This is a genomic window from Massilia sp. CFBP 13721, assembly GCF_014842025.1.
Taxonomy (GTDB): domain Bacteria; phylum Pseudomonadota; class Gammaproteobacteria; order Burkholderiales; family Burkholderiaceae_D; genus Telluria.
This window is the reverse complement of the sequence record NZ_JACYUY010000049.1, coordinates 1-10454: the sequence shown is the minus strand read 5'-3', so window position 1 is coordinate 10454 and position 10454 is coordinate 1. Positions and strand designations below refer to the sequence as shown.

7 protein-coding genes are annotated in these 10454 nt (G+C 63.4%); 3 read left to right on the top strand and 4 right to left on the bottom strand.

What is annotated here, in order from left to right:
* Positions 1-544 precede the first annotated feature (544 nt).
* Positions 545-1120: a PEP-CTERM sorting domain-containing protein gene (locus IFT60_RS25995; protein ID WP_192056997.1), complete on the bottom strand. Its 576-nt coding sequence runs from the start codon at positions 1118-1120 to the stop codon at positions 545-547.
* Positions 1121-1346: 226 nt separating this feature from the next.
* Positions 1347-2318: a Bug family tripartite tricarboxylate transporter substrate binding protein gene (locus IFT60_RS25990; RefSeq protein ID WP_192056996.1), complete on the bottom strand. Its 972-nt coding sequence runs from the start codon at positions 2316-2318 to the stop codon at positions 1347-1349.
* Positions 2319-2533: 215 nt separating this feature from the next.
* On the opposite strand from IFT60_RS25990, the gene IFT60_RS25985 reads away from it, so the two are divergent.
* Entirely contained in the window at positions 2534-4012 is a 1479-nt protein-coding gene (locus tag IFT60_RS25985; protein WP_192056995.1) for an alanine/glycine:cation symporter family protein, read from the top strand.
* A gap of 262 nt (positions 4013-4274) precedes the next feature.
* Positions 4275-4499 carry a hypothetical protein gene (locus tag IFT60_RS25980; RefSeq protein WP_192056994.1) on the top strand — a complete coding sequence of 75 codons (225 nt, stop codon included), beginning with the start codon at positions 4275-4277 and terminating at the stop codon, positions 4497-4499.
* 15 nt (positions 4500-4514) lie between these two features.
* Here the strand turns inward: IFT60_RS25980 and IFT60_RS25975 are convergent, their stop codons facing one another.
* Positions 4515-7190: a PAS domain S-box protein gene (locus IFT60_RS25975; RefSeq protein ID WP_374001304.1), complete on the bottom strand. Its 2676-nt coding sequence runs from the start codon at positions 7188-7190 to the stop codon at positions 4515-4517.
* Here IFT60_RS25975 and IFT60_RS27140 point away from each other — a divergent pair.
* Entirely contained in the window at positions 7125-7301 is a 177-nt protein-coding gene (locus tag IFT60_RS27140) for a hypothetical protein (RefSeq protein WP_374001305.1), read from the top strand. The genes IFT60_RS25975 and IFT60_RS27140 overlap by 66 nt on opposite strands.
* 445 nt (positions 7302-7746) lie before the next feature.
* On the opposite strand, the gene IFT60_RS25970 is transcribed toward IFT60_RS27140, so the two are convergent.
* On the bottom strand, positions 7747-10140 hold the full coding sequence (locus IFT60_RS25970; protein WP_192056992.1) for a TonB-dependent receptor plug domain-containing protein: 2394 nt from the start codon (positions 10138-10140) through the stop codon (positions 7747-7749).
* Between the last annotated feature and the right edge of the window lie 314 nt (positions 10141-10454).

Genomic DNA, 10454 nt, shown 5'->3' with positions numbered 1-10454 from the left:
CGTGTACTTCATACCGCTCCAAAAGTTGTGCCCAACTTTTGGGGGTCAGTTCAAGGGGCGCCCACCCTACGTATGCCGCAGGCCGTAGGGTGGTCGGCTCTACCCGAGCCTTAGTGACCACGCTGCGTCGACGCCGCCCACGCGTTCAACCGGCGGGTGCTAAATCGTACCGTGGTTTGCTGCCGCGCGTTGAACGCGTGGGCGGCGCACAAGATGCGAGTATGCTCGCAGCAAAGTACAGCCGCCCACCCTACGGGTATGCAGCAGGCCGTAGGGTGGTCGGCTATACCCGAACGTCAGTGACCACGCTGCGTCGACGCCGCCCATGCGTTCAACCAGCGGGTGCTGGTCGCACTGTTGTGGTTTGCACCCGTACGTTGAATGCGTGGGCGGCGTACAAGATGCGTGCATACCCGCGATCGGGTATAGCCGATCGCCCTACAGTCCACGCAACGATCAGGGAATAAAAAAAGGGACTGGAGATGATCCAGTCCCTTTTTCATTTCAGAAGGCAGCGAGGTGCGCCGTCTCCGTTGCTTGCCGCTCAGGCAACCTTGCGGCGGCGGCCAGCCATCAGGCCGGCGATGCCCAGGCCAAGCAGGGCGATGCTGCCTGGCTCGGGAACGGCGTTCACTGCTTCATTGATGACCAGGTTGTCCATGGCAAACCAGGTCGTGTTCTTCGTACCAGCGGTAAAGCCGGCCATCGTCATCGAGCCGATGCCGGTCCAACCCAGGTTGATGTTGCGCGCCTTGTGGTCGAGGGTCGTGTCGAACGAGTATTTCAGGATGCCTTTGCTGTCGTAGGCGCGCAATTGCAAGTCGACGAGCGGCGTCCAGACAGCGGTGAAATAAGCGCTATTGAAGGTAAACCCTTCGGCATCCGACAAGCCAGCGCTGCTGCCGGAACCGTTATATGCCACGTTCTTGCCCGACACGATGCCGTCGGCATAATTGCCGACCTGGCTAGTGGCATTGAGGGAATACAGATTGGTCCACTTGTCGATACCGGCAGTGCCGTTGCTGATGACACCGGGCGTCATGCTGTCGAAATTGATGGTGGTAGCCGAGGCGGACGATGCAAGGGCGAGAGCGGCGAATGCCAATACGAGGTTTTTCATGACAGGATTCCAGACAATGGTTGAGTTTATTTTATATAAGCAATGATTGTGCCATGTTTGATAACATATTGATTTAAATCAATTTATATTTCTTAAGTAAAATAAAAGTATCCGAAGTGTAAGAAATCTCGACAAGCGCTTGATGGACTGAATAACCGCCCATAAAAAAAGGGACTGGCGTTACCAGTCCCTTGCAGGCATTCCGGCGGTGTGCCGGACAGTGCGATCAATCCACCGTCGCGCCGCTGTCCTTCGCCACCTTCGACCACTTGGCCGATTCGGCGTGGACGAACTTGGTGAAGTTCTCCGGCGTGTCGACCAGCAGGTCGGAACCGGTTTCGGCACGGACCTTGGCGAATTCCGGCGACTTCAGGAACTTGATGGTCGCGGCATTGATCTTGTCGATCGTCGCTTTCGGCGTCTTGGCCGGTGCGAACAGGCCGTACCAGGCGTAGGACTCGATCTGCGGGATGCCGGCTTCGGCGAAGGTCGGCACGTCCGGCAGCAGCGGCGAGCGCTTGGCGCTGGAGATGGCGATCGGGCGCACCTTGCCGCTCTTAATGTGCGGCATGATCGCGATGGTGCTGTCGAACATGATCGGGATGTGGCCGCCGAGCAGGTCGGAAATCGCCGGCGCCGAACCCTTGTACGGCACGTGCGTCATGTTCAGCTTCTGGACGGTGTTGAACAGTTCGCCGGTCAGGTGCTGCGGCGTGCCGTTGCCCGAGGAGGCGAACGAGAAACCGCCTTTTTGCGCCTGGATGTAGGCCATCAGTTCCTTGAGGTTCTTGGCCGGGACCGACGGATTGGCCACCAGCACCAGCGGCACGCGCAGCAGGTTGCTGACCGGCGCCAGGTCCTTCAGCGGATCGAAGGTCATGTTCTTGTAGACGCTCGGATTGATGACGATCGGCGCGCTCGAGGTGATCAAGAGGGTGTTGCCATCCGGCTGGGAACGCACCACCGCTGCGGTACCGATGTTGCCGCCGCCGCCGGCGCGGTTGTCGATGATGAAGGTTTTACCGAGCGATTCGGTCAGCTGCTTGGCCCATGGACGCGCCGCGATGTCGGACGGACCGCCTGGTGGCCACGGCACGATGACGTTGACGTTCTTTTCAGGCCAGTTCTGGGCGACCGCGCTCAGCGATACGACTGAGGCCGCGAAAGCGAGTGCGAACGATTTGGAGAGTAGCTTCATATCCGACATCCTTTGGTTGATTGTCCATCTGACCAGCAGATTTTACACGAACCAACACCGGTGCAGGACCCCGTGCAGGTCCCCCGCGACGCAATTCGTTGCCCAACCGTGCCTGCTTCGGGTATCTTCTATTTTTGCCTGTAAGACATTGATCGACAAGCGACAACAATCCGGTCCGGCAAATGAAGCCGCGGCCATGCCAGGGGAAGAGGTAGATGAACGAGTTAGTCAGCACCATCAACGGCATTATCTGGAGTCCGGCCCTGATCGCCCTGTGCCTGGGCGTGGGTTTGTATTTTTCGATCCGCTCGCGTTTCCTGCAGGTGCGCCATGTGAAGGAAATGGTGCGCCTGATGTTCGAGGGTAAAAGCTCGGCGCAGGGCGTGTCCTCGTTCCAGGCCCTGTCCATGACGTTGGCCGGCCGCGTCGGCACCGGCAACATCGCCGGCGTCGCCACCGCCATCACCTTCGGCGGCCCCGGCGCCGTGTTCTGGATGTGGGCGGTGGCCTTCCTCGGCGCCAGTTCGGCGTTCGTGGAATCGACGCTGGGCCAGGTCTACAAGGAGCAGATCAACAACCAGTACCGTGGCGGCCCCGCCTTTTATATCGAGAAGGGCCTGGGCATGAAATGGTATGCGCTGACCTTCGCGTTCGCCACCGTCTTCGCCACCGGCTTGCTGCTGCCGGGCGTGCAAGCCAATTCGATCGCCGAAGGCTTGCAGACGGCCGTCGGCCTGGACCGCAACGTCACCGCTGTCGGCCTCGCCATCGTGCTTGCCTTTATCATCTTCGGCGGCGTGAAACGCATCGCCACCTTTGCCGAAGTCGTGGTGCCGTTCATGGCGCTCGGCTACATCCTGGTTGCCCTCGTCATCATCCTGATGAACCTCGAGCGCCTGCCCGACGTCATGGCCCTGATCTTCCGTTCCGCCTTCGGCATGGACGCCGGCTTCGGCGCCATCCTCGGCCTCGCCATCCAGTGGGGCGTCAAGCGCGGCGTGTATTCGAACGAAGCGGGGCAGGGCACCGGCCCGCACGCGTCGAGCGCGGCCGAAGTCAGCCACCCGGCCAAGCAGGGCCTGGTGCAGGGCTTCTCGGTCTACATCGACACCTTGTTCGTGTGCTCGGCCACCGCCTTCATGCTGCTCATCACCGGCCAGTACAACGTCCAGGGCCCCGACGGCACCGCGATGTTCACCGGCGTGCAGGGCGTGGCCAGCGGCCCCGGCTACGTGCAGACGGCGCTGGAAAACGTGATGCCAGGCTTCGGCGCGATCTTCGTCGCCGTCGCCCTGCTGTTCTTCGCCTTCACCACCATCGTCGCCTACTACTACATCGCCGAGACCAACATTTCCTACATCGACCGCCACGCGAAGTATCCGTGGCTGAAATTCCTGCTGAAAGCGGCAATCATCGGCGCCACCGTCTATGGCACCGTCAAGACGGCCGACCTGGCTTGGGCGCTGGGCGACATCGGCGTCGGCCTGATGGCCTGGCTGAACCTGGTCGCGATCGTCCTGCTGAGGAACGTCGCCTTCAAATGCCTGCGCGACTACGAGGCGCAGAAGGCGCAGGGCAAGGATCCGCAATTCGATCCGGTGGCGCTGGGGATCGAGAATGCCGATTACTGGGAACGGCGCGTGGCCGAGGAAAACCGCGCCAACTCACCAAAGCTCAGGAAAGTGGTGGGCTGAACGCTTAATAATCAACGAAAACAGCAGCTTCGGCTGCTGTTTTTTTTGACGATGGCGCGTACGTCGGCCCATGTGTTCCGGAATTTCGGAGAGCATGTTGGCAACATACTGTTGCGGCAGGACGACTATTTTTGCGCTAGCCAGCCATGAACCTGGTATTTCACCATAACGCCAACATATTTCGTGCATACGAGTTAATCTAGGGCAACTTTAATTTCAGTGAAAAACCGTGCCCCTGGATTACCCCATAAAGCCTTCTCCCATGGCATTGTTGATCGATGGCGAAGAATCCGCGCACCGGACTGCGCTCGTCGCGTGCTACAACCGCTGCGTGGGCGCCCCCAAAAAGATCACACGTACCATCCAGAAACAATTCGTGATGGGCTTCATGAGCGAGGACGAGATCGCATCCTTGCGCGCCATGTACCTGTGCGTGATTGCGGCGGCCGAAGCGGCTGACGCCAGCAGCAGGGCTGGCATGCAGTGACGGCCTAGAAGGCCGTCATCCCCCGACCTGGCCGATCTGTGCCAGGATATTTGTCAGCTGGCCGGTATCGGCCGGTTTGACCAGATGATGCGCGAAACCGGCGGCAAGCGATTGCCGCCGGTCGCTGTCGTGGCCATATCCGGTTACGGCGATTAACACCGCGCCGGCGTTTTCGGGCTGCGCGTGCAAGCGCCGGGCCAGTTCGTTGCCGTCGATTTCGGGCAGGCCAATGTCGAGGATGCAGACATCGGGCCGCATCAGCCGCGCTCGCGCCAGCGCCGCCTGGGCGCCGTGTTCGAGCGTAACCTGGTGGCCCAGGCTTTCGAGCACCATTCCCAGCATCGCGGCGGCATCGGCATTGTCGTCGACCACCAGTACGCGCAGTGACGCCCCCGCCGCCGGCGTTGCCGACACCGGGTTTGCCTGCGCCGCGCCGGCGTCGGCTTCGCGCAGGCGCGGCAGGCGGACGCTGAAGCGGCTGCCCTGGCCCGGCCCGGCGCTGTCGCAGGTGACGCTGCCGCCGTGCAGCTCGACCAGGCTCTTGACCAGCGCCAATCCCAGTCCAAGGCCGCCGGCTGACCGGTCCGAGCTGCGTTCGGCCTGGGAAAACAGATCGAACACATGGGCCTTGAGCGCGGGTGTCATGCCGATGCCGTTGTCGCTGATCTCGATCACGACGTGATCGCTGCGCACCTGCAAGGCAAGGGTGATGCTGCCGTCGTCGGGGGTGTATTTGGCAGCGTTGTTGAGGATGTTGGTCACGACCTGCACCAGCCGTTTCTTGTCGCCCATGACCATCGTGGTACCGGGCGGGATGTGCGTGCGCAGGTGGTGGCGCCTGGCCTGCATCAGCGGCGTCACTTGTTCGATCGCGTCGAGGACGAAGTGACGGATGTCGAGCGGCGCATTCTCCAGCTCGACCAGGCCGCGCGTGACGCGCGAGACGTCGAGCAGGTCGTTGATCAGGTGGGTCATGTGATCGACCTGGCGGCCGATGATCTGGCTGGTATGGCGTACCCGGTCTTCATCCAGCCTGCCCAGGCGCAGCAGGTGCGCGGCGGCACCGATGGGCGCCAGCGGGTTGCGCAATTCGTGCGCCAGCATGGCCAGGAACTCGTCCTTGCGGCGATCGGCGTCGCGCAGCTTTTCTTCCGCCGCCTTGCGCTCGCTGATGTCGCGAAAGAAAACGGCGAGCCGGTCTTCGGGCAGCGGATAGGCGCGGATCTCGAGCCAGGCGCGGCGGCCGTCGGGCATCGCCTGGCTGTACTCGAGGGTTTCCGCCAGTCCACGCGCGCGGACGCGCCGGTACAGCGTTTCGATGGCGCTGCCGGCCAGCGGCGGCACGGCCTCCCACAAATTACGGCCCAGCAGGCCGGCGCGGCTCCTGTGGGTCAGGTGGGCGCCCATCTCGTTGACCTGCAGGATGGTCCAATGGCGGTCGAGCAGGCCGAAACCTTCGGCCATGCTGTCGAAGATCTGGCGGCTCTCGTCGCGTTCGGCGCGCAGCAGGACCTGGGCGCGGACGCTGTCGACGGCGAACCAGGTGCGGTCGACCATGTCTTCGGCCATGGCGATGTCGTCGGCGCTCCAGGCATGCGGCGCGCTGTCGTGCACGCTCAGCACGGCCCGTACCCGGCCATTTTTCAACAGGGGAATCGCCAGGACCGACACGATGCCGTTGGCAAGATAGGCCGCCGCATGCGGCGCCGCGGCGGCATCGCGGGTGACGTCGCCAATGACGATGTTGCCACCGGCGCGCAGCGGATCGACCACGGCCAGGCCGAAGGCATCCAGGGGCAGGCAAGCGCCGTCCAGCGACGCCAGGCTGCCATCGGTCCAGCCGCGCCGCGGATAAAGGCAGGTGACGGCGTCGTCGGCTTCGGCATAGACCACGCGCTTGCCGCGCAGGTGCCTGCCCAGCAGTTCGCAGGCCGCGGCCGTGACCTCCTCGGGGTCGGTCAGGGGCCGGATGCGGTCGGCCAGCGCCAGCTGGAACGACTGGCGCCGCTCGGCCGCTTCGAGTGCCATCTTCGCCAGCTTCTGGTCGTGGATGTCGGTCGAGGTACCGAACCAGCGATCGATGGCGCCGGCCGCGTCCAGGTAGGGCTCGGCGCGCACCAGGAACCAGCGGTAATCGCCCGACTTCGAGCGGATGCGGTGCTCGACGTGGAAGCCGCCGCGGCGCCGGTAGGCCTCGGCCCAGGTCGCCATGGTAAGCGCCTGGTCATCGGGATGGACGAACTGGCCGGCCACCTCGGCCGGTGTGGTCGAGTCGATGCGGGTGCCGGTATAGGCTTGCCATTGTTCGTTGAAATAAACGGCTTGGCCGGCGGCCGTGACGATCCAGACGATCTGCGGAATCGACTCGGCCAGCTGGCGAAAGCTGCGTTCGCTTTCGCGCAGCGCCGTTTCGGTATCGACCTGGGCCGTCACGTCACGGAAATACAGCGACAGGCCGGTCGAGACGGGGGCAATGCGCACTTCGTACCAGGTCTTGTGCTGCGGATAATACGAGGTGATTTCTGCTCCGCTGCGCTCGCGCATGGCGGTCCGGTACACGTCTTCGAAGGCGCTCCCGACCAGGCCCGGGTACGCCTCCCAGATGCTGGCCCCGATGAGGGCGCCATGCGCGACGCCGAGCATGCGCTCGGCTTGCCGGTTCACATAGACGAAATTCCAGTTCCGGTTCACCGAAAAGAAACCATCGGCGATACTTTCCAGAATAGCGACAGCCTCATCCGCAAGCTGCTGTACCGGCCTATTGCTGTCGGACATGAAATCCTCTATCGTCAAATCCGTTGAATAACGGCTCACTGCGCCATTATAGGGTGGGCTTCCGGATCCTGGCGGCCCATTGCCGGCATACCATCGAACACGGCTGTGGTCCCGGCTTTCTCCGGTCTGCCGGGACAGCCGTCGGGGCGCGGATGGACAAGCGCGATGCGTAACCGGGCTGGACGGCGCTAGGACATGGTCGGCTGGTCGCGGCGCGCGCAATGCCACTGCGCCAGCATCACCGCCACCGCCAGCGGGCGGCTACAGTGCCAGCGCCCAAGTACGCAGGATGTAATTGTCGACGGCCTGGCCCCTCAGGCGGACCCAGGTCAGCAGTGACGCGTTTGGTCAGGAGAACCCGCTTGTCCGAACTGGCCCGCCATCGCTGGCATCCAAGGAAAAAGAGGGCACTCTGTGCCCTCTTTTTCATGCGTCGATGTTCACGCGGCACCGGCATGCGGTGCTTGATCCATCAGAACTTATGCCACAGCCGCGCAAAATACGCCGCGCCGTTCAGCCCGAACTGCACGCTCTCGTACTTGAAGCCGTTGTCGGTCTCGTTCTCGTCCTGCGCGGTCGGCTTGACGTTGAAGATGTTGGTGCCGCCGACCGTCAGGCGGGTCTTCTCGCTGAACGACCAGCTGAACGACAGGTCGGCCGAGGTCTTCGGTTCGTAATAGGCGTTCGGTACCGGCGGGCCGGAGAAGGTGCCGAGGGTTTGCGGGCCGAAGTGGATGATGCGGAAGTCAGTGCCGAACTTGCCCTGGCTGTACTCGAAGCCGAGCGTGGCCTTGCGGCGCGGGCCGCCCTGTTCGATGAACAGGCGCTCGCGCTCGGACAGCAGCACGTCCTCGAAGCCGCTCAAGGCGCTCGGCGCGTGCACGCCGGTCACTTCGGTCTTGCTGAAGTTCAGCGCGAGGAAGGTATTCAGGCGGCCGGCGCCCAGCGGCGTGCGGTGCGATGCGGTGATGTCCAGGCCCTTCGTTTCGGTGTCGACCGAGTTGACGAAGAACTGGGCCTGGCCCACGCCCAGGCTTTGCAGCGTCGCGCCCAGGGCCGGGTAGTTGTCGGCGTCGAAGCGGCCCGACAGGACGATGCGGTCGTCGATGTCGATGCGGTACAGGTCGGCCGTCAGCGAAGTCGATTGGGTCGGGGTCCAGGTCGCGCCGAAGGTCAGGCTCTTCGACTTTTCTTCCTTCAGGGCCGGGATGCCGGCGGCATTCGCGACCGCGCCGCCGTTCGGCGCCAGCACCACGTCGAGCGGCTGGCCGTTGACGAAGTCGGTGAAGGTCGAGGAGAAGTACACCTGCTGCAGCGACGGCGCACGGAAGCCGGTGCTGGCCGAGGCGCGCAGCAGCACGTTGCCGTCCAGTTTGAAGGCAGCGGCCAGCTTGCCGTCGGTGGTCGAACCGAAGTCGGAGAAGCGCTCGTGGCGCAGCGCGCCTTGCAGCTTCAGGCGGTCGGTGATGTCCGCTTCGAGGTCGATGTAGGCGGCCGTGCTGTGGCGGCTGCGGCTGGTGGCGTCGCCCGGCTGGAAGCCCGGGAAGCCCTGGCTGCCGGCATTGCCGCCGTTGCCGACGCCGTCGGCGTCGATGTAGGAACCCGGCTCGCCGGCGAAGATCTTGTAGTTCTCGCTGCGGTATTCGAGGCCGAAGGCGGCGTTCAGGCCCTGGAACACGCCAGGGTAGAAGCGGCTGAAGTCGGCGTTGCTGGTCAACTGGCGGAAGGCGAAGCCGCCGGCGCCGAAGGAGCTGGCGCTGACGCCGCGGCCGCCGTTGGCCAGGTCGAGATTGGCGATCGAGGCGTTCAGGGTGTTGGCGATGGTGTAGTCGAGGCGGTTGTAGCCGTAGGTCTGCGAGAAGTCCGCATTCCACTCGCCGAACTTCAGGCGGTAGCCGAGGGTGCCGTAGCGGTCGTCGAGGTCGCCGTTGATGAAGGGGACGAAGCCGTTCGGGTACATCGCCGCCGAGTTACGCGACGGGATGTCGTCGGAACCGAGGCCACCGCGCGCGAACGCGGCCGACGAGGCGTCGCGGCGCTGCACGCCGAGCGTGGTGTACAGGCGGCCGGTGCCGAGCGGGATCTCGCCGTTGATATAAACGGTTTGGTTTTCGGTCTGGCTGTCGCCGATGATGCGCGGGTTGTCGCTTTCCGCGCGGTTCGAGCGGTCGCGGAACAGGTATTCGGCGGTCACGCCGAAGGTGCCGCCGGCCAGCGCCACGCCGCAGTAGGCCGAGGCCAGGTAGTTCTCGCCGTCGCCCTCCGTGTATTCGCCGAAGCCGGTGACGGCTTCGCAGCCGAGGTTTTTCTTGAGTTCGATGTTCATCACGCCGGCGATCGCATCCGAGCCGTACTGGGCGGCGGCGCCATCGCGCAGCACCTGCACGTTGCGGATCGCCAGCAGCGGGATCGCGTTCATGTCGGTGCCGGTGTTGCCGCGGTTGCGCGCGCCGAACAGGTTGACCAGGGCGGTGCTGTGGCGGCGCTTGCCGTTGACCAGCACCAGGGTCTGGTCGGAACCGAGGCCGCGCAGAGCGGCGGAATCGACCAGGTCGGCGCCGTCCGCGCCGCTCTGGCGGGTCGAGTTGAACGAGGGCGAGATATTCGTCAGGGTCTGGGCCAGGTCGAACTGGCTGCCTTGCTCGGCCACGCGCGTCATCGGAATGATGTCGATCGGGACCGGGGTGTCGGTGGAAGAAGAAGCGCCGATGCGGCGGGTGCCGACCACGCGCACGCTTTGCATGGCTTCAGCCTGGGCGGTGTCGGGAGTGGCGGTCTGGGCCGAGGCCGACGGGGCCAGGGCGAAGGTGGCGCTGCCGTACAGGGCCAGCAGCACGGCGCGGCGCAATTGTTTTTGTTCGAACACGCAACTTCTCCAAAGATCAAAATTGCATGCTAAACAATCTTGATGGACTCAACCATAGTGTGTGACGGAAACACAACGGTTGCACCGAATTGAGGCGGGTGGTGCATATCGTCGGGTGTGCATAGACACGAAAAACGCGTGGGCACAAGTGCCCACCCTACGGTGCACCAACGTCCGTAGCAAGTTCACGGAACGGCGGCGTAACGTAGGGTGTGTAAGAGCAAAGTAGTAATGTCCGGTTTGGGCAAAGTAGAAATGTCTGATTTTGCTCGATAGCTCATGCTGTCGACTCTGAATAGTTTGGAGTCCAGTGT

Excerpts from the sequence above, each read along its gene's own strand:
- IFT60_RS25995 (WP_192056997.1), bottom strand. The coding sequence starts at position 1,120 with ATGAAAAACCTCGTATTGGCATTCGCCGCTCTCGCCCTTGCATCGTCC.
- IFT60_RS25990 (WP_192056996.1), bottom strand. The coding sequence starts at position 2,318 with ATGAAGCTACTCTCCAAATCGTTCGCACTCGCTTTCGCGGCCTCAGTC.
- IFT60_RS25985 (WP_192056995.1), top strand. The coding sequence starts at position 2,534 with ATGAACGAGTTAGTCAGCACCATCAACGGCATTATCTGGAGTCCGGCC.
- IFT60_RS25980 (WP_192056994.1), top strand. The coding sequence starts at position 4,275 with ATGGCATTGTTGATCGATGGCGAAGAATCCGCGCACCGGACTGCGCTC.
- IFT60_RS27140 (WP_374001305.1), top strand. The coding sequence starts at position 7,125 with ATGCGCGACGCCGAGCATGCGCTCGGCTTGCCGGTTCACATAGACGAA.